The organism is Actinomycetospora chlora (genome assembly GCF_039542135.1).
Lineage (GTDB): Bacteria > Actinomycetota > Actinomycetes > Mycobacteriales > Pseudonocardiaceae > Actinomycetospora > Actinomycetospora chlora.
On record NZ_BAABHO010000042.1, the window covers coordinates 18,119 to 40,930 of the forward strand.

Consider the following 22,812-nt stretch of genomic DNA (forward strand, 5'->3'; position numbering starts at 1 on the left):
ATCGGAGGACGATCATGAACCCGACCACCACCGACCTCGTCGACCGGCTCATGGACCTGTGGTCCCGCCCGCTGCCCGACGACGACGCGGCCGCGCTGGCCGCGTTCGGCGCGCTCTACACCGACCCGGTGGAGGTCAACGGCGCGAGCCTCACCCTCGCGGACATGCTGGCCCGCGCCCGCGCGGTCCAGGCCGCCTACAGCGACATGGACCGCGTCGTGCTCGAGCGGGTCGAGGCCCCCGGCAAGCTCGTCGTCGCCTTCCGCATGCTCGGCACCCACACCGGCCCGCTGCCGACGCCGCTGGGCGTCGTGGCCCCCACCGGCGGACCCGTCGACCTGCGGGTCATCGACGTCCTGACGCTCACCGGCGACGGCCGGATCCGCGGCATCGTCGTGGTCGGCGACGAGCTCGGGAACCTCGTCCGCCTCGGTGCCGTGGCCCTCGCCGGTCATGAGCCCGTCGGACGCCACGGGTAGGCAGTACGGACGGTAGCGACCGTCCGGCGTGTCGCGGGACCATCGGTGCGTGTCGGGGGGACTGCTCGAGCGGGACGTCGCGCTCGGTGCTCTCGAGGCCGCCCTCGCGGGCGCCGAGGCGGGCACCGGCGGGCTGGTGCTCGTGTCCGGCGAGGCCGGCATCGGCAAGACCACCCTCGTGCGCGCCTTCGCCGCGGCCGCGGCCGACCGGGCCCGCGTCCTGCTCGGGGCGTGCGACGACCTGCTCACGCCACGCGCGCTCGGCCCGCTGCACGACGTCGTCGCCGCGGCGCCGGGCGGGCCGCTCGCCGCCGCCCTCGAGCGCGGGCGGGACGAGGCGCTCTCCGCGCTCGGCGCCGAGCTCAGCACGCCGGGGCGCCCGACCGTGCTCGTCGTCGAGGACGTGCACTGGGCGGACGAGGCGACCCTGGACGTCCTGCGCTGGGTCGGGCGGCGCGTGGCCGGGCTCCCCGCCGTCGTCGTGCTGACCTACCGCGACGGCGAGGTGGACTCGGCCGCCCTGCGCCGCACCCTCGGCGAGCTGCAGGGTCCCGCGGTGCACCGGGTGCGGCTCGAGCCGCTGTCCCGGAGCGCGGTGGCCCTCTGGTCGGGCGGTACCACCCTGACCACCGCCACGCTCTACGCGATGTCCGGGGGCAACCCCTTCTACGTCTCCGAGGTCCTCGCCGCGCCCGACGGCGCGGTCCCGCCGACCGTCGTCGACGCCGTGCTGGCCCGCGTCGGGCGGCTCGACCCGGTGTCGCGGAGCCACCTCGAGCAGCTCTCCGTGGTCCCGTCGCGCGTCGGGCTCCCGCTGGCGCGCGCCCTGCTCGGCGACCTGGACGCCGTGGGCGACGCCGAGCGCCACGGCATCGTCGAGATCCGGGAGCACGCGCTCGCCTTCCGCCACGAGCTGGCGCGCCGGGCGATCGAGGGCGCGCTGACCGCGGGCGAGCGGATCCGGCTCAACGCCCGCGTGCTCGCCGCGCTGCTCGCCCAGGACGGCCCGGACCCGGCGCGCGTCGTGCACCACGCGGCGGCGGCCGGCGACGACGTGGCCGTCGTGCGCCACGCCCCGCGGGCCGCGGCGCTGGCGGTGCGGGCCGGGGCCCCGCGCCAGGGCGCCGGGCACCACGAGCAGACCCTCGCCCGGGCGCACCTGCTCGACCCCGCCGAGCACGCGCGCGTCGCCGAGGCCTACGCGTGGACCCAGTACCACGCCGACCGGCCCGGGGCGGGCGTCGCCGCCGGGGAGACCGCGGTCCGGCTGCGCGAGGAGCAGGGCGACCCGGAGGCGCTCGCGACCGCGCTGGCCAGCCTCTCGGTGCTGCAGTGGGCCGATCTGCGCATCGACGCGGCCCTGGCCTCCGGCGAGCGCGCGGTCGCCCTGCTCGAGGGGCGGGGCGACACCCCGGCCCGCGTCTACGCGACGGTCTTCCTCGGCACGCTGCTGGTGAACATCGACCGCGAGGCCGAGGCGATCACGCTGTTCGACACGGCGCTCGCGGCGGCCCGCCGGTCGGGGTGGCACGACCTCGACGGGATCGCCCGCGTGTTCCGCGGGCGATCGCTGATGCAGCGCGGCGACCCGGACGGCCTGGCCGACTGCGACGCGGGCATCGCGCTCGCCCGCCGGGCCGCCGACCACCAGGGCGTCATGATCGGCTACCTCAACACCGTCTGCGGCCTCTGGCGCGCCGGCCGGTACGACGACCTCGGGCGCTACCTCGACGCGGGCGCCGCCTACGGGCGCGACCGCGAGTACCGCACCCTCGACCTCAACCGGGAGTGGTACCGCTACCAGGACCTGCTGCGGCGCGGTGACTGGGACGCGGCCGAGGCCGGGCTGACGGCGATGCGCGGCCCGGAACCGGGCGACGACGGGCTCGACCGGTTCGCGCTGCCCGACCTCGCACGCCTCGCGGTCCGCCGCGGCGACGACGGGGCGGCGGCGCTGCTCGCTGCCGCGCGGGCGAGCTCGGCCCGCTCGCGCAGCAGCTTCACCTCGACGACCACCGCGCTCGCGGGGCTCGAGCACGGGTGGTCCCTCGGCGGCGCCGTCGCGCGGCGCGCGATCGCGGACGCCACCGCCCTGCTCGCCGAGCACCGGGGCCCGGGACGTGGGCAGCCGCGCGGCGAGATCGCGCGGTGGCTGCGCCGGGTGGGCGAGCCGGTGGCGGTCCCCGCGGGCTGTCCCGAGGAGTGGGCCGCGGGCCTGCGCGGACGGTGGCGGGACGCGGCCGACGCGTTCGAGCGCCTCGGCGCGCCCTACGAGCGGGCGCTCGAGCTGGCGGAGTCGGGGGACCTTGCCGCGACCGCAGAGGCCCTGGAGGTGCTCGACCGCCTCGGCGCGGCCCCGGCCGCCGCGTGGGCGCGGCGCCGGCTGCGCGCGCTGGGCGCCCGGACGGTGCCCCGCGGGCCGCAGGCCACGACCCGGGCGCACCCCGTGGGTCTCACCGGGCGTCAGGCCGAGATCCTCGGCCTGCTCGCCGACGGCCTGACCAACGCCGAGATCGCCGACCGCCTGGTCGTCTCGGTCCGCACCGTCGACCACCACGTGTCGGCGGTGCTGGCCAAGCTCGGCACGACGTCACGGCGCGACGCCGTCGCCGCGGCCGCGCGGCTGGGCGTGCTGGCGCGCTGAACCCGCCGGAGATGGGTGGTCGTCACCCATGACCGGCACCCGGCCGGTCCCGAGACTCGTGGCATGACCACCACACAGCACCCGACGGTCGGCGCGCGGGCCACCCGCTCCCGCCGCGTGACCACCGCCGACATCGAGCACTTCACCGCGATCTCCGGCGACCGCAACCCGCTGCACTACGACGAGGAGTACGCCCGCGCCTCGCGCTTCGGCGGCATCGTCGTGCAGGGCGGCGTCACTACCGCGGTGCTCAACGCCGTCGTCGCCGAGGACCTGCCCGGGCCGGGCAGCGTGTTCCTCCAGCTCGACCTGCGCTTCCTCGCCCCGGTCCGGCCCGGCGACGTGATCACCGGGTCGGCCGAGGTGACGGCGGCCCGCACCGACAAGCCCATCACCGAGCTGGCCGTGGCCGTGGCCCGCGACGACGGGGTCACCGCCGTCGAGGGCCACGCCGTGTGTTGGACCGAGCGGCCGGCCTGACCTGCTCGACCTACTCGGGGCCCTGGCGCTCGCTGTCCGGCTCGCCCTCGCTCTCGACGTCCGGCAGCACCGGGCCGAGCAGGTCGTCGGCGTCGACGATGCGGTAGGCGTAGCCCTGCTCGGCGAGGAAGCGCTGGCGGTGCGCCGCGTACTCGGCGTCGACCGAGTCGCGGGCCACCACCGAGTAGAAGTGCGCCTGGCGCCCGTCGCCCTTGGGGCGCAGGAGCCGGCCGAGGCGCTGGGCCTCCTCCTGGCGGGAGCCGAACGTCCCCGACACCTGGATGGCCACCGACGCCTCGGGCAGGTCGATGGAGAAGTTGGCGACCTTCGACACGACCAGCACCGGGATCTCCCCCCGGCGGAACCGGTCGAACAGCACCTCGCGCTCCTTGTTCTTGGTCGAGCCCTGGATCACCGGGGCGTCGAGGGCCACGCCCAGCTCGTCGAGCTGGTCGAGGTAGGCGCCGATGACCAGCGCGGGCTCGCCCTCGTGGCGGGCGAGGATGCTCTTGACCACCGGGATCTTGGTGCGCGCGCAGGCGCAGAGCCGGTAGCGCTCCTCGGCCTCCGCGGTGGCGTAGATGATCCGCTCGTTGTCGGTCATCGTGACGCGGACCTCGACGCAGTCCGCGGGCGCCACCCAGCCCTGGGCCTCGATGTCGCGCCACGGGGCGTCGTAGCGCTTGGGGCCGATGAGGGAGAAGACGTCGCCCTCGCGGCCGTCCTCGCGCACGAGCGTCGCGGTGAGGCCGAGGCGGCGGCGGGACTGCAGGTCCGACGTCATGCGGAACACCGGCGCGGGCAGCAGGTGCACCTCGTCGTAGATGATCAGGCCCCAGTCGCGGGAGTCGAAGAGCTCCAGCGCGCGGTACTCGCCCTTGGTCTTGCGCGTTATCACCTGGTAGGTGGCGATGGTGACCGGGCGGATCTCCTTGCGCTCGCCGGAGTACTCGCCGATCTCCTCCTCGGTGAGCGACGTGCGGGCGATGAGCTCGCGCTTCCACTGCCGCCCGGCGACGGTGTTGGTGACGAGGATCAGCGTCGTGGCGCCGGCCTTCGCCATCGCCGCGGCGCCGACGAGCGTCTTGCCGGCCCCGCAGGGCAGCACGACGACGCCGGATCCGCCGTGCCAGAACCCTTCGACGGCGTCGGCCTGGTAGTCGCGCAGCTCCCAGTCGCTCTGGTCGAGCTCGATGGGGTGCGCCTCGCCGTCGACGTAGCCCGCGAGGTCCTCGGCCGGCCAGCCGACCTTGAGCAGGGCCTGCTTGAGACGCCCGCGCTCCGAGGGGTGCACCGCGACGGTGTCGTCGTCGATGCGCTCGCCGAGCATCGGGGTGATCTTCTTGTTGCGCAGGACCTCCTCGAGCACGGCGCGGTCGTTCGACAGCATGACCAGGCCGTGGACGGGGGAGTTGGTGAGCTGCAGCCGCCCGTAGCGGCCCATGGTGTCGACGACGTCGACGAGCAGGGCCTGGGGCACCGCGTAGCGGCTGTACTGCACGAGCGCGTCGACGACCTGCTCGGCGTCGTGGCCCGCGGCGCGCGCGTTCCACAGCGCGAGCGGCGTCACGCGGTAGGTGTGGACGTGCTCGGGAGCGCGCTCGAGCTCGGCGAACGGCGCGATCGCCTGACGAGCGGCGGGGGCGGCCTCGTGGTCGACCTCGAGCAGCAGGGTCTTGTCGGACTGGACGATGAGCGGTCCGTTGCCGGGCTGGCTCAACCTCTCGACCTCCGGGCGCATCGACGGGTGGTCCCACCCATTGTCCTCCGGGGGACCGACAGTCCGTCGGGCGGAGCAGGGACACCGCTCGGGGAGCGCTCCGACGGTCCCGCTCATTCCGTCGGGTGCGACGGATACAGTGACCCTGCCCGACCCACCCCGCGGTCGACCCCGCCCTCGAGGAGTGACCGACCGAACCCGATGGGCTCACGGCGCGTAGGCGTCGGTGCCCGCCCCGCAGCGACGTGTGCGCGCGGTCCTGCCGTCCGCGCCCGTCGTGCCGACCGCTACGGACGCCTGACCACCCTGATGCGCCTGCCCGCCTCGCACCTCGTCCATCGTGCCGCCGTGTCACCACACGGACGCGCGGTGTCACCCGTGTGCCACCGCGCTGTCCGGTCTGAGCCGACCCTAGCCCATCCCTGGTCACCCAGCGTGGACCAGGGACGCGTTCGGCGCGTGGGGTCGCCGGACGCCGTCCGACCGACCGGCGGAACCGGGAGGACCTCCCCGTGACCACATCCGAGCGAGGACCCGAACGGGCACCCGAGCGCACGCCGGTGCGGTACGGCGAGGACCGGGGCGTCCGTCCCGGCGGCAGCGACCACGGGGCCGACTGGACCGAGCGCCTGGCGCTGCGCAACTGGAGCCTGCCGGTCAAGCTCACGGCCGTCCTGCTGGTCCCGACGATCTTCGTGCTCACGCTCGGCGTGCTGCGCATCGTCGAGCAGACCGAGGAGGCCGCGTCCTACGACGGCGTCCAGCAGGCGGTCTCGCTCGAGGACCGCACGTCGCGCCTGCTCGGCGAGCTCGCGTCCGAGCGCTCCGCGGCCGCCGTGTTCGTCGCGGCCAACCGCGCCGGCGGGTCCGCGCCGGTCGACCAGCGCGTCGAGGTCACCAACCGGGCCGTCACCGAGCTGCGGCAGGCCGACGGCGGCGCCGACTCGCTCGACGAGCAGACCCGCCTGGCGTTCGACCAGGCCAACGCCGAGCTCACCCAGCTCGACCGCATCCGCGACGACGTCCTCAACGCCCGGGTCGACGCCGCCGGCGCGATCGCGCGCTACACCGAGTCGATCGACGCCCTGGAGGTCTTCGACCGCTCGCTGTCCCGCGAGGCGGCCGACCCGAGCGTCGCCGGCCTGTCGGCGGGGCTCTACTCCCTCGCGGTGGTGCGCGAGGAGGACGCCTACGTCCAGGCCGTCGTGGCCGCCGGCATCGCCGCCGGCCGCATCGACGCCCCCTCGATCGACCAGGCGCGCAACGCCACGCTGCGCCGCTCCATCGCCGTGGACGACTTCCGCTCGGCGATCGGCACCGACAACGCCGGCCTCGCCGACGCCGTCGTCGGGCCCGACGTCGACCAGCGCGACCTGCTCGCCCAGGTGGTGCTCGGGCGCGGCGCCGCGGGTCTCCCGCTGCAGGTCTCGGGCCCGGACTGGGAGCGCGCGTCCGCGGCCGTCGAGGACCGCGACGCCGCCACCGCCGCGCAGCTGCGCACCCAGCTGCAGGAGCGGGCCGGCGCGCTGCAGGCGTCGGCGCGCAGCGGGGCCGGCATCGCGTCGGTGATCCTGCTGCTCGCGCTGATGGCCGGCGCCGCGGTGGTCTTCTTCGTCACCCGCTCGCTCCTGCGCCCGCTGCGGCTGCTGCGCCGCACCGCGCTCGACGTCGCCGAGCGGCGCCTGCCGCAGGCCGTGCGCAGCCTGCGCGAGGGCGAGACGCCGGACACGACGATCGTCCCGACGCCGATCAACACCCGCGAGGAGATCGGCCAGGTCGCCCGCGCGTTCGACCAGGTGCACGAGCAGGCGGTGCGCCTGGCCGCCGAGCAGGCGGGCCTGCGCTCGGCGTTCAACTCGATCTTCGTCAACCTGTCGCGGCGGTCCCAGGCGCTGGTCGAGCGCCAGCTGCGCCTCATCGAGCAGCTGGAGAACTCCGAAGAGGACCCGGAGGCGCTCTCCAACCTCTTCCAGCTCGACCACCTCGCGACGCGCATGCGGCGCAACTCCGAGAACCTCCTCGTGCTCTCGGGCACCGACCTGTCCCGCCGCGGCAGCCGCCCGGTGCCGCTGGCCGACGTGTTGCGCGCCGCGGCGTCGGAGGTCGAGCAGTACCAGCGGATCGACCTCGCGCCGCCGCCGCAGGCACAGCTGCTGGGCCGCACCGCCAGCGACGTCGTGCACCTCGTCGCCGAGCTGCTGGAGAACGCCACCACGTTCTCGGCGCCGGACACCCGCGTGCAGATCCGGGCGACGCAGAACGGCGACGGGTCGGTGCTCGTCGAGATCCTCGACTCCGGTGTGGGCATGAGCGAGGAGGACCTGCACGAGGCCAACGTGCGGCTCGACTCGCCGCCCACGGTGGACGTGTCCGCCTCCCGGCGCATGGGCCTGTTCGTGGTCGGCCGCCTGGCGACGCGGCACCACATCGTCGTCGAGCTGCGCAACCGCGACGAGGGCGGCGTGGCCGCCGGCGCCCGCATCCCGGCGTCGGCGGTGCTCGCCGGCAGCGCCGACGGCCCGGCGGGCCCGGCGTCGCCGGCTGCCCTCGGCGCGGGGACCCGCGAGTCCGGTCCGCGGGGCAACGGCGCCGGTCACGGCGTCCCCGAGCAGGCGCGCAACGGCGCCCCCCACGGCGCGGCGAACGGCGCGGCGGCCCTGCCGCAGCGCAGCCGGCGCACGGCCGGCGCACCCGGGGCGTTCTTCGACCCGGAGCGCGGCGGCGACGGTGAGGGCCGGCCGGCCGGTCCCTCGCTCCCGCGGCGCGGCACGCCGACCGGCGCCCCCGGCACCAACGGTCACTCCGGACCCGGCGAGCCGGGCGAGCGCCCCGGCGCGGCCGGTCCCGGCGGCGCGATCCGTCGTGGTCCCGGCGGCCCGGGGCTGCGGCGACCGGAGGGCCCGACCGGTCCCGGCGGGCCCGAGCGGCCCGGGCCGGCGGGGGAGAGCCCGGCGGCGGGGTCCGCCGAGCTCGCCGAGCCGGCGGAGGCCCCGGAGAGCGCCGTCGAGCAGTCGGCGGCCGAGCCGGCGGCGGCGGGCCCGGCGCCGGTCGAGGAGCGCGAGGCCGCGTCCCCGGACGTCGCCGAGGCCCCCGAGGCCGCCGAGCCCGCTGAGCCCGCTGACGAGCAGGAACAGGAGCACGGCCGCCACGGGCTGATCGGCGGCGGGGTCGCCGCCGGTGCCGCGGCGCTCATCGGCGCGGCCGCGGCCCGCCGGCGCAGCCGCCGGCCCGAGGACGGACCCGAGGACGGCGCGGAGCGCGAGCCCGCCGACGCGGCGGGCACCGAGGGCGACGCCGAGCCCGACGAGGCCGCCCCCCGGGAACAGCGGGACGAGGCCCCGCCCGCGCGGCACGGCTTCGCCCCCGGTGGCCCGCAGGGTCGTCCGCAGGGGCCGGTGCCGGGAGGGCCACCGCTGCCCGGCCGTCCGGGGCAGCCCGGCGGCAGCGGGGGTCCGGGCGGGCCCGGCGGCCCGAGTGGGCCGGAACGCCCCGGCGGCCACGGTGGCCCCGTCTGGGGTCCGCCGCCCGGGGCGCGTCCGGGGGGCCCGCCCCCGGGGTGGCGCGGACCGGGGCCCGCCGGCCCGGCCGGTCCGCCGCCCGGTGGACCGGAGGGGCGGCCGCAGCAGCCCGCCGCCGGCCCGCCGATGTGGAACGGCGCGCCCGTCGTGCCGCCGCCCGTGCCCGACGCACCGGACGAGGCCGAGCAGGTCGAGGAGATCGTCGACCAGACCCCCGAGGCGGTCACGCCGGACGTCGCCGAGACGCCGGAGAGCGGGGGCACCCCCGACGCCGCCCCGTCCGACGGGGACGCGGCACCGCTGCCGACCCGGCGCGGGACGCTCCCGCTGCGGCCGCGCGTGCTGCGGCCCCAGGCACGCCCGGCGTCGGGCGTCCCCGCGGCCGACGAGGAGCCGGCGGCGACCCCCGAGGCCCCCGCGGCCGAGGAGGCCCCCGCGGACGCGGAGGCCCCGGCGGCCGAGGAGACCCCCGCGGCCGAGGTGGCGCCGGTCGAGCCCCCCGAGCAGGACGACGCGGCGGCTCACGAGACGGGCGACGAGGCGCCGGAGGGTCGTGGGCTGCGTCCCGGCCGACGGCTCAGCCCGGGCGCCGCGCCGTTCTCGCCGGGCACGGCGCCGCGGCTGCGGCCCCGCCGCACGGGCCCCGGGGCCTCCGCACCGGAGACGCCCGAGGAGCAGCCGGCCGAGGTGGCCGGGGTGGCCGGGACGGCGCAGCCCGACGCGCCGGAGACCCCGGGTGCGCCCGACGTCGCGCCCGACCCGGCGGCCTCGGCCGGTCCGGGGCTCCCGCAGCGGCAGCGCTCGCAGGGCCCGCCCGGCGGGCTGCCGACACGGCAGGGCCCGCCGGCCTTCGGGGCCCCGGCCGCCCCGCCCGGCGAGACGGGCGAGCGCCTGTTCGACCCGGTCCCGCCCGGCCCCGGCCCCGGCACGAACGGCAACGGCAACGGCAACGGACACGGCCCGGGCGGCCTCCCCGGCCGCGCGATGCCCGAGCGCCTGCCGTCACGGCCGGGCGCACCACGACGCGAGCGGACGCCGATCTACGACGAGGTCGCGTCCGCCTGGTTCCGCGAGGCGCCCCCCGCGGCCGGTCCGGACGAGGCCGAGTGGGCCTCGACGTCGGGCGACGAGGGCTGGCGGGCGGCCGCCGCGACGGCGGACGCCCTCGACGCCGGGGTCAGCCCGGGCGGCACCACGGAGGCGGGGCTGCCCAAGCGCCGTCCCCGGGCGCAGCTCGTGCCCGGCGCGGCCCGGTCCGGGTCGGCCGGCGCTCCGGGCGGGCCCGGTGAGGGCGTGCCGGCCGGGGGCCCGCGGCGCAGTGCCGAGGCGATCCGCGGACGCCTCGCGAGCTATCAGCAGGGTGTGAGCGACGGGCGGTCGACCCGCCGGCCCCGTCCCGGCGAGACCATGGGCGAGCCGCCGCACGGCGACCGTCCGGGGGAAGAGGAGGACCAGTGACCGAAGTCCAGTCGCAGCCGAGCCGGTTCGGCTGGTTGGTCTCGAACTTCGCCGAGCGCGTGCCCGGGGTGGCGCACGCCGTGGTGGTGTCCGCCGACGGCCTGCTGCTCACCGCGTCGAACCGCCTGCCGCGCGACCGTGCCGACCAGCTGGCCGCCGTGGCGTCGGGGCTCGTGAGCCTCACCCAGGGTGCGGCGCGCTGCTTCGAGGCCGGCGACGTCGTGCAGACCGTCGTGGAGATGGAGCGGGGCATCGTCCTGCTGATGTCCATCAGCGACGGCTCGTGCCTGGCGACCCTGGCCGCGCCCAACTGCGACATCGGGCTGGTGGGGTACGAGATGACGCTGCTGGTCGACCGGGTCGGGCAGCTGCTGACCCCCGAGCTCCGCGCCGAGCTCCAGGGGTCGGCGGTGCGATGACCGCGCGAGGGGGTGACGACCGGTGAGCGACGAGCCCGGCGAGTCCTTCGCCGACGTCCTCAACGGGATCAGCGGGCCGGCGCGGCCGAAGGGCCGCCGCGGGCTCTTCCGGCGGCGTCGCGAGGAGGAGCCCGCCGACGCCGGTGCCGCCGCCGACGGCTCCGGCGAGCCGTCGGACGCCGGTCTCGAGACCGGCGGCATCGTCGCCCCGAACGGTTACCTCTACGGCGACGGGGACGGCGCCGACGGTGCGCACGCCTGGCAGCCGGGGGAGCCGCAGACCGCCCCCTACGGCACGCCGCGGCCGGGGCCGCCGCGCCACGAGCTCCCCGAGCCCGAGCCACCCGCCGAGCGCGCCGAGGACGTCGCGATCGTGCGCCCGTACGCCTGGACCGGCGGTCGCACCCGGCCGGTGTACGACCTCGCGATCGAGACCCTGGTCTCGGTCGGCACGGCGGGCCGCGACCCGTCGCGCATCCCGCAGTACGAGCACCGTGCGGTCGCGGAGCTGTGCCGCGAGCCCCGGTCGGTCGCCGAGGTGGCCGCGATGATGTCGATCCCGCTCGGCGTCGCCCGCGTCCTCATCGGTGACATGGCCTCCCAGGGCACCGTGGTGGTGCACGAGACCGCCTCGACCTCGGGCGACGTCCCGGACATGGCGTTGATGGAAAGGGTGTTGAGTGGACTTCGACGGCTCTGACGCAGCGGTCGTGGCCGAGCCCGCCCCGACGACCACCTCCGCGAAGATCGTGGTGGCCGGCGGGTTCGGCGTCGGCAAGACGACGTTCGTGGGGTCGGTCTCGGAGATCGACCCCCTGACCACCGAGGCCGTGATGACCGACGCCAGCTCCGGCGTCGACGACCTCTCGGCGGTGCCCAACAAGCGCACCACCACCGTGGCGATGGACTTCGGTCGCGTGTCGCTGGACTCCGACCTGATCCTCTACCTGTTCGGCACCCCGGGGCAGGACCGCTTCTGGTTCATGTGGGACGACCTGGTGCGCGGCGCGATCGGCGCCGTCGTCCTGGCCGACACCCGCCGCCTCGCCGACTGCTTCGCCGCGGTCGACTTCTTCGAGGACCGGCGCCTGCCCTACGTCCTGGGCGTGAACTGCTTCGACGGCGTCCTGCGCCACGAGCTCGAGGACGTGCGCGAGGCGCTGGCCATCGACCCGTCGGTGCCGATCCTGACCGTCGACGCCCGCGACCGGGAGTCGACCAAGCAGGCCCTCATCGCCCTCGTCGAGCACGCCATGCAGGTCTGGGCCGTCGGCGCCCGCGCCTGACCCCGCCCCGACGAACGAACGGCGCCCTCGCTGCTTCCGAAGCAGCGAGGGCGCCGTTCGTTTCTCGGGGTGCGGCGCGGACGGACGTACGTCAGCAACCGAACGGGCGAAGGGGGCGGGGGTCAGCGGTCCGCGAGGACGCTGACCGAGGTGATGCGGTGCAGCGCGAAGGAGAGCGGGGCCGCGCCGACCGTGGTGCCGTTGGTCTCGCCGTCGTCCTCCCCCGTGTCCTCCAGGCCTTCCAGCACCCCGCCGCCGACGCGCAGGGGGCGCACGACGCGCTGGGACGCCGTGCCGTGGGCGTCGACGTAGCCGATCCACACGCTGCGCCCGGTGCGGGCGGCCTCGGCCAGGACGGCGACGGTCGCCGACGCCGCCGTGCGCGTGGAGCCCGCGCCGGTGGTGCGCCCGCGGGCGGCGGTGGCGGCCCGGTCGCCGGCGCGGAGCTGGGCGACGAGGGCCGCCACCTGGTCCCCGGAGAGCGACGGCGTGGTGCCGATCGCCCGCTCGGGGCGGCGGGCCGGCGTCCGCCGGCCGCGGGGGCGCAGGTCCAGCACGCCGCCGACGTCGTCCTCGGCCACCGGTGACAGCCCGGCGGCACGCAGGCCCTCGAGCACCTCGACCAGCGGCTGCTGGCTGACGAGCACGGTCGGCGCGATGCGGCGCATCTCCAGGCGCTCGGCCTCGGGGTGGGCGAGCACCTCGGCGATGAGCGCCTCGTCGTCCGAGCGCAGGAACGACGCGGCCGCCCCGCCGCGCAGACGGCCGTGGCGGCGGGCGACGTCGTCGACGAGGTAGGTCAGGCCCTGGGGCACCGGGGTGGCCGACCGGGTCGCGAAGAGCTGGTGGAGGTCGCCGGCGGTCTGCCCGAGGTCGAGCGCGCGGCGCACGGTGGCCTCGGTGATCCGGTAGACGGTGGCGCTGCCCGCGGACTCGACGTCGGCGACGCGGTCGAGCGCGGCGGCGAGCTCGGGCTCGAGGCGCCCGGGCGCGATGGCGGTGAGGTCGGCCTGCAGCAGCACGTGGTCGACCGGGTCGGGCAGGGCGCGCCGCAGGGCGGCGGCGGCCGCGCCGTCCGGGTCGTCGCCCGGTCCCCGCGCGACGGCGAGCAGCTCGCGTGCCGCCGAGGTCAGGGCGTCGTGGGCCACCAGGCCGACCGTCGTGGCCTCGCGCAGCACCGTCCGGATCATCTCGTCGCGCTGCCGCCCGCCCCGGCGCGGCGCCCGCCAGGCCAGCGAGGCGACGAGGTCGTCGGCGCTGCGGGGGCCGTCGCCGTCGGCGAACTCGGCCAGCCGCTCGAGCACCCGACGGCGCAGCGCCGGCGCCCACGGCCGGCGGGCCTCGTCGGACAGCGGCCCGATGAGCTTGTCGCCGATGTCCCGAGCGCCGACCAGCGACGGCGCCCGCGGCGTGTCGAGCCAGCCCCGGGCCAGCACCACCCACCGGACGTCGGGTCCGGAGGCGAGCCAGCGGTCGACGGTGACGGTGGGCGTCCAGGCCGCGGCCCCACGTCCGTTCTCCGGGCCCTCGGACACCGCGACCAGGCCGGCCCCGGCGAGCACCTCGACCAGCAGCGCCGCGTCCTGCTCGGTGATCCCGAGGTCGCGCGCGACGCGGCGCAGGTCGCGCACCCCGAGCCCGCCCGAGCGCAGCACGGCCGGCGGGTGGTCCGACCACGCGGTGAGCACGGCCTCCGCGTGCCGCACCAGCTCGAGGACCTCGCCCGCGGCGGTGGCGTCGACGTCCCCGGCGGCGTGGTGGCGGGGCGGCGGCATCGGGTCGGTGACCTCGACGTCGCCCAGCGGACGGTCGCCGCGCACGGCGAGCGCGGCCTCGCGGGCGAGCTCGACGGTCTCGTGGTCGACGCGGTGCAGCAGGCCCGCGGCGAGCAGGCGCCCCACCGGACCGTCGTCGGTGTCCTGGGCGCGGCTGCGCCCGATCGGCCCGTCCGCCGAGAGCGCCTCGACGACGCCGCGCTCGTCCTCGGGCAGGGCGTCGACGATCGTCGCGGGGTCGTCGGCCGTCGCGATCGCGGAGAACTCCGGGGCGGGCCGTCCGAGGCCGCCGGGGTAGCGCACCGACACGTCGCGCAGCGCGGGCACCGCGCGCAGGCCGGTGGTGACCGACGGGTCGGCGCGGGGGAGCACGGTCGCCACCGTCGAGCCGTCGGGCCAGGCCAGCGCGCGGCGCTCCAGCTCGGCGAGCGCGGCGCGGCCGGCCTCCGCGCGGTCGGGGCCGAGCAGCGCGAGGACGTCCCCGGCGGCCGCGGGCGCCTCGTCGGCGCGCAGCACGAGCAGGGCGTCGGTGACCTGCAGGGTGAAGGCGTCGAGGTCTTCGCACGCGCGGCCCACGGACATGCGGACGCCGGCGCGGGTGGCCACGACGCCGGTGTCGGCGGGGGCGGGCAGCGCGAGGTCCGGGCGCGCGCGCAACAGCGCGCCCAGGGTCTCGTCGTCCTGGGCGCGCAGGTGGTCGAGCAGGGTCCGGCCGGACATCGTGCCCCCTACGGTAGTCGGGGCCGGAGACGCAGCGCAGCGGAGCTCGACCCTCCGAGCAGCGCGGGCACCCCCGAGGTGCGGCAGACTGGAGCCCCGCCGACCGGGCGGGAGCACGCCGACGCGGGAGGAGCCCAGGGATGGCCGACCACGAGGAGACCCACGGGGAGTCGGCGGAGACGCAGCCCCGCCAGGACCCGTGGTGGCCGGAGCTGCAGCCCGGCGAGCACCCGGTCACCGAGCTGATGGCCCCGACGCAGGGGTCGCCCTCGCCGTTCGGGGACACCGAGTTCCCGCTCCCGGCCGACCAGCTCGGCTACGAGCACCCGGTCACCGAGATCAACCGCTGACCACCACGCGCGCCGTCGCCGGCCTTCTGCTCGCCGCCGGCGGCGGGCGGCGCATGGGCGGGCCCAAGGCCGCCGTGGAGCTCGACGGCGAGCCGCTGGTGCGCCGGGGCGTCCGGGCGCTGCGCGGGGCGGGTCTCGACCCCGTCGTCGTGGTGCTGGGCGCGGGTCTTCCCGGCACCGCCGACCTGCTCGAGCCCGGCACCTCCTGGGTGCCCGCCCCGGGGTGGGACACCGAGGGCCAGGCGGCGTCGCTGCGGGCCGGTCTCGACGCGCTGGCGGGGAGCGACGCCGTCGCCGTGCTGGTCGCGCTCGTCGACACCCCGGGCATCGGCCCGGAGGCGCTCGCCCGCGTGGCCGAGCGTGCCCGTCCGGACGCCCTGGCCCGCGGCGCGGTGGGCGGCCGCACCGGGCACCCCGTGCTGGTGGGGCGCGACCACTGGAAGGCTGTGCGTGCGGCGGCCACGGGCGACGCGGGGGCGCGGGGCTTCCTGCGCGGCCGGGACGACGTGGTGGCCGTGGAGATCGGTGACGTCGCGGTGGACGACGACCTCGACACCCCCGCGGACCTGCAGCGTTGGAGGGAGACAGCACGGTGACCGTTCCCGGACCGGGTTACGCCATCACGGCCCGCGTGGAGGCGCCGGCGAGCGCGACCGCCGCGGGCGACCTCGCGGTGGCCGTCGGCCGCGTCGGTGGGGTGATGACGGCGTTCGACGTCGTCGAGTCGCGGACCGACTCGATCATCGTCGACATCAGCTGCAACGCCCTCTCCGAGGACCACACCCACGAGATCACCGACGCGCTCGACGCCCTCGACGGCGTCCGGGTGCGCAACGTCTCCGACCGCACGTTCCTCGTGCACCTCGGCGGGAAGATCGAGGTCAACGCGAAGGTCGGCCTGCGGACCCGCGAGGACCTCTCCCGCGCGTACACGCCCGGCGTCGCCCGCGTCTGCCAGGCGATCGCGCGCCGCCCCGAGGACGCCCGCAGCCTGACGATCAAGCGCAACACGGTCGCGGTCGTCACCGACGGCTCGGCGGTGCTCGGGCTGGGCAACCTCGGCGCGGCCGCCGCGATGCCGGTGATGGAGGGCAAGGCGGCGCTGTTCAAGCGCTTCGCCGGCGTCGACGCCTGGCCGGTGTGCCTCGACACCCAGGACACCGAGGAGATCATCTCGATCGTGCGGGCGCTGGCCCCGGTGTACGGCGGGATCAACCTCGAGGACATCGCCGCGCCGCGCTGCTTCGAGATCGAGGAGCGGCTGCGCGAGCTGCTCGACATCCCCGTCTTCCACGACGACCAGCACGGCACCGCCGTCGTCGTGCTCGGCGCGCTGCGCAACGCGCTGCGGGTGGTCGGCAAGGAGATGAACGACTGCCGGATCGTCGTGTGCGGCGTGGGCGCGGCGGGCTCGGCGATCATCCGCCTGCTGCTGCCGCTCGCCCCCGCGGACCTGCTCGCGGTCGACGTCGACGGGATCATCCACCCCGACCGGCCGGGCCTGCACCCGAGCCTGCACTGGGTGGCCGAGCAGACCAACCACGAGAACCGCACCGGCGACCTGCACGACGCGATGCCCGGCGTCGACGTCTTCATCGGCGTCTCGGCGCCCGACCTCCTCACCGAGGACGACGTCGCCGGCATGGCCGAGAAGGCCGTCGTGTTCGCGCTGGCCAACCCGGACCCGGAGATCGACCCGGCGGTCGCCCAGCGCCACGCCGCGGTCGTGGCCACCGGGCGGTCCGACTACCCGAACCAGATCAACAACGTGCTCGCCTTCCCCGGCATCTTCCGGGGGCTGCTCGACGCGCACGCCCGCGGCATCTCCGACGACATGCTGCTCGCCGCCGCGGCGGCGATCGCCGACGTCGTCGCCGAGCCCAACCCGCTGTTCATCGTGCCCAGCGTGTTCGACGCGACCGTCGCCACGGCCGTCGCGGGCGCGGTGCGCAAGGTGGCCGAGCAGCACCCCGGCGACGAGCGCGGCGTCTCCGTCGGCGACGCCCTGGCCCTGGGGGCGGAGACGGCGAAGGCGGCGGAGGGCGCGGATGAGTGAGCAGTCCGGTCTGACCCACGTCGACGCCACCGGCGCCGCGCGGATGGTCGACGTCGGCGACAAGGAGGTCACGCGCCGCACGGCGACGGCGACCGGTGTCGTACGCACGACGTCCGAGGTCACCGCGGCGCTGCGCGACGACACCGTCCCCAAGGGCGACGCGCTGGGCGTCGCGCGGGTCGCGGGCATCATGGGGGCGAAGCGCACGCCCGACCTCGTGCCGCTGTGCCACCCGATCCCGCTGGCCGGCGTGACGGTGGACCTCGAGGTGGGCGACGACCACGTCGCCATCACGGCCACGGCGCGCAGCGCCGACCGCACCGGGGTGGAGATGGAGGCCCTGACCGCCGTGGCGGTGGCCGGGCTGACGCTGCACGACATGATCAAGGCGCTCGACCCGGCGGCGACGCTGGACGCCGTGCGCCTCGAGCGCAAGGAAGGAGGCCGCTCCGGTGTCTGGACCCGACCCGACGGCCGCTGATCCCACCCGTCGCGCGCGGGTCGTGACGGCCTCCAACCGCGCCTCGTCGGGCGTCTACACCGACCGGGGCGGCCCGATCATCGTCGAGTGGCTGCGCGGGCTGGGCTTCACGACGCCGGATCCGGTGGTCGTGCCCGACGGCGAGCCGGTGGCCGCGGCGCTGCGCGAGGCCGTCGCCGACGGCGCGCACGTCGTGGTGACCACCGGCGGCACGGGCATCGCGCCCACCGACGCGACGCCCGAGGCGACGCGCTCGGTCATCGACTACGAGGTGCCCGGCCTCGCCGACGCCGTGCGGCGCGCGGGCGCGGACAAGGTCCCGACGTCGGTGCTCTCACGTGGCGTGGCGGGCGTCGCCCGGCGCACCCTGGTGGTGAACCTGCCCGGCTCGCCGGGCGGCGTCCGCGACGGCCTGGCCGTGCTCGAGCCGGTCCTGGCCCACGCCGTGGACCAGATCCTGGGAGGGGACCACGCATGACCGCACGGGTGCTGCGCGCCACCGTGACCGAGGAGCCGCTGGACGTCGCCGAGCACGCCGCCCTGGTGGACGACCCGGCCGCCGGTGCGGTGGTGACGTTCGCCGGCGTCGTGCGCGACCACGACCACGGCCGCGGGGTGACCGCGCTGGACTACGAGGGCCACCCGACGGCCGCGACGGTGGTGGAGAAGGTCGCCGCCGAGGTCGCGGGGCAGTTCGCCGGCGTCCGCGCGATCGCCGTGACCCACCGCGTCGGCCCGCTGGGCATCGGCGACGTCGCCCTGGCCTGCGCCGTGGCCGGCGAGCACCGCCGCGAGGCGTTCGACGCCTGCAGCGAGCTCGTCGACGCCGTGAAGCGCGAGCTGCCGGTGTGGAAGCGCCAGGAGTTCACCGACGGCACCGAGGAATGGGTCAACTGCCCCTGAGGTGAGCGGACCCCGGGGCTGTGGCCCCGGAGTCCGCTCACACGGGTCAGCCGAGCTTCAGCTGCTGCCCCACGGAGATCGCGTCGGGGTTCGCGATCCCGTTGGCCGAGGCCAGGGCGCCCGCGGTGGTGCCGTGGGCGGACGCGATGCCGCTCAGCGTGTCGCCGCTGGCGACGGTGTAGGCGCCGCCGGCCGGGGCCTGCTGCGCCGGGGTGCTCGTGACGCTCTCGGTGCCGCTCGCGGAACTCGAGGACGACGACGAGGACGACGACGACGACGAACCCGAGTCGGACCCCGTGTTCGGGGAGTCGTCGGTGTTGCCCGTCTGCTGCGAGCAGCTCGGCCAGGCGCTCATGCCCTGCTCGGCCTTGACGCGCTCCGCGACCTGGATCTGCTCCTCGCGGCTGGCGTCCTCGGGCTGGCCCGAGCCGCCGAAGGCGTGCCACGTGGAGTCGGTGAACTGCAGCCCGCCGCCGAAGCCGTTGCCGGTGTTGGTGTTCCAGTTGCCGCTGCTCTCGCACTGGGCGAGCTCGTCCCAGTTGGTGTCCGCGGACGCGAGGCCCGTCGTCAGCGCCAGCGGGGTCGCCGCCATCGCGCCGAGCAGCACGACCTGGGCGGCCCGCCGTCCCAGGGCGCGCGACAGCGACACATCGGTGTTCCGAGCCATGACCTCTCTCCGTACCGCGCCTCGCGGGCGGGACCTCGCGAGCGGGTCGACGGCCGGTTCCACGCGGCCTCACCGCCCGTGGTGCTTCGGGGGCACCCGGGTCTCACGTCCTCGCGCTCGTCCGGTCCGCCACTTTCGTTTCGGGGCAGGTCACCCGGGAACGCTGGACGAGCGTCGGCGCGGCGCTCCCGGGGTGTCCGGCCCTCCGCACCGGTCGGGTGCTCGGGAGGGCCGCTGTCGGACGGTACGGAGCACAGTTCGTCTTTCAACCCGGCCGTCGTGCGACCACCGTCACCGGTACGACACGGTTTCGTGACCGTCAGGGCGGAACTCCCGCAGCTCCACGCCCAAGACGATCACCGTGAACAGCGTGTTGCGCCGGTGTGTCGCCGTCCCCGCCTGTGCGGGGCCTCACGCGTTGCGCACGACCGTTCAGAGCAGCGGATCTGAGAACGCCCAGGTGGGGAGCCACCCTGCCCGACCGTCCGGTGGCTGCCGGTACCGGGCTGCGGGATGCTGGACGGGTGACCGCGAGCACCGCACCTTCCAGCCCGGACGACCTGGCGAGCGCCCTCGACGGCACCGGTTACCTCGCCGACGCGGGCCTCGCGTCGGCGGCGTTCCTGGCGCTGCGCATGGGCCGCCCGCTGTTCTGCGAGGGCGAGCCCGGAACGGGCAAGACGGCGCTGGCGCAGGCGCTGTCCGAGGCGCTGTCGCTCCCCCTCGTGCGGCTGCAGTGCCACGAGGGCATCGACGCCTCGCAGGCGCTCTACGACTGGGACTTCCCCCGCCAGCTGCTGCACCTGCGCGCCCTCGAGGCCTCGGCGAGCGCCTCGCACACCGACCTCGACGTCGACGCCGTCGAGGCCTCCCTCTACGACCGGCGCTTCCTGCTCGCGCGGCCCGTCCTGCAGGCGCTGCAGGACGCGCCGTGCGTGCTGCTGGTCGACGAGGTCGACCGCGCCGACGACGAGTTCGAGGCCTTCCTGCTCGAGGTCCTCGCCGAGAACTCCGTGACGATCCCGGAGATCGGCGTGGTGCGGGCCGCCACGCCCCCGCTGGTCGTCCTCACCTCGAACCGCACCCGCGAGGTGCACGACGCCCTCAAGCGCCGCTGCCTCTACCTCTGGCTCGAGCACCCGGACCTCGCGCGCGAGACCGCGATCCTGCGCCGGCGCCTGCCCGACCTGCCCGCGGAGCTCGCCGAGCAGGTCGCCCAGGCCGTGCAGGGGCTGCGGCGGCTCGACCTGCTCAAGCCGCCCGGCGTCGCCGAGTCGATCGACTGGGCGCAGGCGCTGCAGCTCGTCGGGGCCCGTCACCTCGACCTCGAGTCGGCCACCGCGACGCTCGGGGCCGTGCTGAAGTACCGCGAGGACGCCGACCGGGCCCGGGACGCGCTGGACTCGCTGCTCGCGTCATGAGCATCGAGGGCGAGCGGAGCGACGGGGAATGAGCACCGGTGATCGGGGTGGGAGCAGCGACGCGCCGGCGCCCCGCCAGCACGCCGGGGCCGTGCTCGCCGGGGGCGTCGTCGAGTCGCTCGGCGGCGGCACCGCCACCGCCGTTCCCGACGACGACGACGCCGTCCTCCAGGACTTCGTCGCCTTCACCCGCCTCGTCCGCAACGCGGGCGTGCCGGTGACCACCGACCGCGTGGCGGCCTACCTGCAGGCGCTGCGGCTCTCCGACCTCACCAGCGAGGTGTCCACGTACTGGGCGGGCCGGCTGACGCTGTGCGCCGACCCCGACGACGTCGTGCGCTACGACCACGCCTTCGCCGCGTGGTTCTCCGCCGACCCGCGCGACCAGCGGATGGGTCGCCCTGCCCAGCCCAAGCCGCGCATCTCCACGATGGCCGCGCTGACCGAGCCACCGCCGGGCTCGAGCAGCGACGGCGACGAGGAGGAGACCCCGGAGCTGCGCGTCGCGGCGTCCGGCGAGGAGATCCTCCGCGACCGCGACATCGCCGAGCTCTCGATCGGCGAGCGCGAGCACCTCAAACAGCTGCTCGCCCTGCTCCGCCCGGCCCCGCCGCGCCGCCGCGCCCGCCGGCGCCGCCCGGCCCGCAAGGGCGAGCCCGACCCGCGGCGGACCCTGCGGGCGGCCCTGGCCAACGGTGGCGAGATCGCCGAGCTGCGCCGGCGCGCCCGCCGCCAGCGGCCCCGGCGCGTGGTGCTGCTCATCGACGTGTCGGGCTCGATGAGCCCGTACGCGGACACGCTGCTGCGCTTCGCCCACGTCGTCACCCGGCGCACGCCGCAGGCGGTGGAGACGTTCACGCTCGGCACGCGCCTGACGCGCGTCACCCGCGAGCTGCGCCAGCGCGACCCCGAGCGCGCGCTCGCCGACGCCGGGCGCGCGATCCCGGACTGGTCGGGCGGCACCCGGCTGGGCGAGGTGCTGCGCGCGTTCCTGGACCGCTGGGGGCAGCGCGGGGTCGCCCGCCGTGCGGTCGTCGTCGTGTTCTCCGACGGCTGGGAGCGCGGTGGCGCCGACCTGCTCGGCGAGCAGGCCGCCCGCCTCGCCCGCCTGGCCCACAAGGTGGTCTGGGTGAACCCCCACGCCGGCAAGGCGGGGTACGCGCCGGTGCAGGGGGGAATCGCGGCGGCCCTCCCGCACGTTGACCGGTTGTTGGCGGGCCACTCCCTGACGACGCTCGCCGAGCTGCTGGAGGTGCTGCGGGATGCGTGACGTACTGCCGACGCTCGAGTCGTGGTGGGCCGAGGGCCGGCCGACGGCCCTGGCCACCGTCGTGGGGACCTTCCGGTCGGCCCCGCGCCAGCCGGGCGCGTCGATGCTCGTCGGCGACGACGGGCAGGCCGTGGGCAGCGTGTCCGGCGGCTGCGTCGAGGGCGCGGTCTACGAGCTCGGCTCGGGGATCCTCGAGGGCACCGACGAGGCCACGCTGCAGCGCTACGGCGTCTCCGACGACGACGCGTTCGCCGTCGGGCTGACCTGCGGCGGCATCCTCGACGTCTACGTCGAGCAGGTCGACCGCGAGTCGTTCCCGCAGCTCGGCGAGATCGCGAAGGCGGTGCGCGAGCACCGCTCGGTCGCGGTGGCGACGGTCGTGTCGGGTCCCGCCGACCGCCTCGGGCGCCGGCTGGTGGTCTGGCCCGAGTCGGTCGAGGGCAGCACCGGCTCGGCCCGGCTCGACGACGCGCTGCGCGACGACGTCCGCGGCCTGCTGGCCGCCGGTCGCTCCGCGCTCGTCTCCTACGGCACCGACGGCGAGCGCCGCGGCGAGGGCCTGCAGGTGTTCGTCGAGTCGTTCGCGCCGCCGCCCCGGCTCATCGTCTTCGGCGCCATCGACTTCGCCGCCGCCGTCGCGCGCATCGGCACGTTCCTCGGCATGCGCGTGACGGTCTGCGACGCGCGCCCGGTGTTCGCGACGTCGAGCCGCTTCCCCGAGGCGCACGAGGTCGTCGTCGAGTGGCCCCACCGCTACCTGGCCGCCGAGGCCGAGGCGGGGCGGATCGACTCCCGCACGTCGCTGGCCGTGCTCACCCACGACCCGAAGTTCGACGTGCCGCTGCTCGAGGTCGCGCTGCGCCTGCCGCAGATCGGCTACATCGGCGCGATGGGCTCGCGGCGCACCCACCTCGACCGGCAGGAGCGCCTGCTCGAGGCGGGCGTCACCGAGGTCGAGCTGGCCCGCATGTCCAGCCCGATCGGGCTCGACCTCGGCGCCCGCACACCCGAGGAGACCGCCGTGTCGATCGCCGCGGAGATGATCGCCCAGCAGTGGGGCGGGCGCGGCACGCCGCTGTCGGACCGCGAGGGCCCGATCCACGCCGAGTCCAACGTCGAGCCGGCCATCTCCGCGGCGTCGCTGTCGGCGGCCGCGGGCTCGTAG

17 protein-coding genes and 1 pseudogene are annotated in these 22,812 nt (G+C 76.6%); 15 read left to right on the forward strand and 3 right to left on the reverse strand.

All coding sequences use genetic code 11. The features are described from left to right. Positions 1 to 14: 14 nt before the first annotated feature. The 3 genes from ABD994_RS22390 (at position 15) to ABD994_RS22400 (ending at position 3,603) form a co-directional block, all read left to right on the forward strand. Positions 15 to 479 carry an ester cyclase gene (locus ABD994_RS22390; protein WP_345420376.1) on the forward strand — a complete coding sequence of 155 codons (465 nt, stop codon included), beginning with the start codon at positions 15 to 17 and terminating at the stop codon, positions 477 to 479. Positions 480 to 528: 49 nt separating this feature from the next. Beyond that, the gene (locus tag ABD994_RS22395) at positions 529 to 3,123 is read left to right on the forward strand and encodes an AAA family ATPase (RefSeq protein WP_345420378.1); all 2,595 of its coding nucleotides are present in this window, start codon (positions 529 to 531) and stop codon (positions 3,121 to 3,123) included. Between the two features lie 63 nt (positions 3,124 to 3,186). After that, positions 3,187 to 3,603, forward strand: coding sequence for a MaoC family dehydratase (locus tag ABD994_RS22400; RefSeq protein WP_345420380.1), 417 nt, complete (start codon positions 3,187 to 3,189; stop codon positions 3,601 to 3,603). 10 nt (positions 3,604 to 3,613) lie between these two features. Here ABD994_RS22400 and ABD994_RS22405 read toward each other — a convergent pair whose 3' ends face one another. Then, positions 3,614 to 5,323, reverse strand: coding sequence for a DNA repair helicase XPB (locus tag ABD994_RS22405; RefSeq protein ID WP_345420382.1), 1,710 nt, complete (start codon positions 5,321 to 5,323; stop codon positions 3,614 to 3,616). A gap of 512 nt (positions 5,324 to 5,835) precedes the next feature. Here ABD994_RS22405 and ABD994_RS22410 point away from each other — a divergent pair. From ABD994_RS22410 to ABD994_RS22425, 4 genes are read left to right on the forward strand one after another with little or no spacing between them, the layout of a single operon-like run. Further along, on the forward strand, positions 5,836 to 10,299 hold the full coding sequence (locus ABD994_RS22410; protein ID WP_345420384.1) for a nitrate- and nitrite sensing domain-containing protein: 4,464 nt from the start codon (positions 5,836 to 5,838) through the stop codon (positions 10,297 to 10,299). After that, positions 10,296 to 10,718, forward strand: coding sequence for a roadblock/LC7 domain-containing protein (locus tag ABD994_RS22415; RefSeq protein ID WP_345420387.1), 423 nt, complete (start codon positions 10,296 to 10,298; stop codon positions 10,716 to 10,718). The genes ABD994_RS22410 and ABD994_RS22415 overlap by 4 nt, the downstream gene beginning before the upstream one ends. Positions 10,719 to 10,740: 22 nt before the next feature. Then, the gene (locus tag ABD994_RS22420; RefSeq protein ID WP_345420390.1) at positions 10,741 to 11,418 is read left to right on the forward strand and encodes a DUF742 domain-containing protein; all 678 of its coding nucleotides are present in this window, start codon (positions 10,741 to 10,743) and stop codon (positions 11,416 to 11,418) included. 10 nt (positions 11,419 to 11,428) lie between these two features. After that, on the forward strand, positions 11,429 to 12,004 hold the full coding sequence (locus tag ABD994_RS22425) for a GTP-binding protein (RefSeq protein ID WP_345420393.1): 576 nt from the start codon (positions 11,429 to 11,431) through the stop codon (positions 12,002 to 12,004). A gap of 122 nt (positions 12,005 to 12,126) precedes the next feature. Here the strand turns inward: ABD994_RS22425 and ABD994_RS22430 are convergent, their stop codons facing one another. Next, the gene (locus ABD994_RS22430; protein WP_345420395.1) at positions 12,127 to 14,499 is read right to left on the reverse strand and encodes a helicase-associated domain-containing protein; all 2,373 of its coding nucleotides are present in this window, start codon (positions 14,497 to 14,499) and stop codon (positions 12,127 to 12,129) included. 140 nt (positions 14,500 to 14,639) lie between these two features. On the opposite strand from ABD994_RS22430, the gene ABD994_RS22435 reads away from it, so the two are divergent. The 5 genes and pseudogenes from ABD994_RS22435 (at position 14,640) to ABD994_RS22455 (ending at position 18,289) form a co-directional block, all read left to right on the forward strand. Then, positions 14,640 to 14,849, forward strand: coding sequence for a hypothetical protein (locus tag ABD994_RS22435; protein WP_345420398.1), 210 nt, complete (start codon positions 14,640 to 14,642; stop codon positions 14,847 to 14,849). A 53-nt stretch (positions 14,850 to 14,902) separates the two neighbouring features. Next, positions 14,903 to 15,445: a nucleotidyltransferase family protein gene (locus ABD994_RS22440; protein WP_425550102.1), complete on the forward strand. Its 543-nt coding sequence runs from the start codon at positions 14,903 to 14,905 to the stop codon at positions 15,443 to 15,445. Beyond that, positions 15,442 to 16,905, forward strand: a complete 1,464-nt coding sequence (locus ABD994_RS22445; protein WP_345420401.1) for an NAD-dependent malic enzyme — start codon at positions 15,442 to 15,444, stop codon at positions 16,903 to 16,905. The genes ABD994_RS22440 and ABD994_RS22445 overlap by 4 nt, the downstream gene beginning before the upstream one ends. Next, positions 16,898 to 17,386 carry a cyclic pyranopterin monophosphate synthase MoaC gene (gene moaC / locus ABD994_RS22450; RefSeq protein WP_345420404.1) on the forward strand — a complete coding sequence of 163 codons (489 nt, stop codon included), beginning with the start codon at positions 16,898 to 16,900 and terminating at the stop codon, positions 17,384 to 17,386. The genes ABD994_RS22445 and moaC overlap by 8 nt, the downstream gene beginning before the upstream one ends. 22 nt (positions 17,387 to 17,408) lie before the next feature. Further along, positions 17,409 to 18,289, forward strand: a pseudogene (locus tag ABD994_RS22455) (molybdenum cofactor biosynthesis protein MoaE). Positions 18,290 to 18,335: 46 nt separating this feature from the next. Here the strand turns inward: ABD994_RS22455 and ABD994_RS22460 are convergent. Beyond that, positions 18,336 to 18,956 (reverse strand): LysM peptidoglycan-binding domain-containing protein, encoded by a 621-nt coding sequence (locus tag ABD994_RS22460; RefSeq protein ID WP_345420407.1) that lies wholly within the window; start codon positions 18,954 to 18,956, stop codon positions 18,336 to 18,338. 524 nt (positions 18,957 to 19,480) lie between these two features. Between ABD994_RS22460 and ABD994_RS22465 the strand changes: the two genes are divergently transcribed. From ABD994_RS22465 to ABD994_RS22475, 3 genes are read left to right on the forward strand one after another with little or no spacing between them, the layout of a single operon-like run. Next, positions 19,481 to 20,377 (forward strand): AAA family ATPase, encoded by an 897-nt coding sequence (locus ABD994_RS22465; RefSeq protein ID WP_345420410.1) that lies wholly within the window; start codon positions 19,481 to 19,483, stop codon positions 20,375 to 20,377. A 28-nt stretch (positions 20,378 to 20,405) separates the two neighbouring features. Further along, positions 20,406 to 21,647, forward strand: a complete 1,242-nt coding sequence (locus tag ABD994_RS22470) for a vWA domain-containing protein (protein WP_345420413.1) — start codon at positions 20,406 to 20,408, stop codon at positions 21,645 to 21,647. Next, on the forward strand, positions 21,640 to 22,812 hold the full coding sequence (locus ABD994_RS22475) for an XdhC family protein (protein ID WP_345420415.1): 1,173 nt from the start codon (positions 21,640 to 21,642) through the stop codon (positions 22,810 to 22,812). Before ABD994_RS22470 ends, ABD994_RS22475 begins: the two co-directional genes overlap by 8 nt.

Excerpts from the sequence above, each read along its gene's own strand:
- ABD994_RS22390 (WP_345420376.1), top strand. The coding sequence starts at position 15 with ATGAACCCGACCACCACCGACCTCGTCGACCGGCTCATGGACCTGTGG.
- ABD994_RS22400 (WP_345420380.1), top strand. The coding sequence starts at position 3,187 with ATGACCACCACACAGCACCCGACGGTCGGCGCGCGGGCCACCCGCTCC.
- ABD994_RS22460 (WP_345420407.1), bottom strand. The coding sequence starts at position 18,956 with ATGGCTCGGAACACCGATGTGTCGCTGTCGCGCGCCCTGGGACGGCGG.
- ABD994_RS22470 (WP_345420413.1), top strand. The coding sequence starts at position 20,406 with ATGAGCACCGGTGATCGGGGTGGGAGCAGCGACGCGCCGGCGCCCCGC.
- moaC (WP_345420404.1), top strand. The coding sequence starts at position 16,898 with ATGAGTGAGCAGTCCGGTCTGACCCACGTCGACGCCACCGGCGCCGCG.
- ABD994_RS22440 (WP_425550102.1), top strand. The coding sequence starts at position 14,903 with ATGGGCGGGCCCAAGGCCGCCGTGGAGCTCGACGGCGAGCCGCTGGTG.
- ABD994_RS22435 (WP_345420398.1), top strand. The coding sequence starts at position 14,640 with ATGGCCGACCACGAGGAGACCCACGGGGAGTCGGCGGAGACGCAGCCC.
- ABD994_RS22475 (WP_345420415.1), top strand. The coding sequence starts at position 21,640 with ATGCGTGACGTACTGCCGACGCTCGAGTCGTGGTGGGCCGAGGGCCGG.
- ABD994_RS22430 (WP_345420395.1), bottom strand. The coding sequence starts at position 14,499 with ATGTCCGGCCGGACCCTGCTCGACCACCTGCGCGCCCAGGACGACGAG.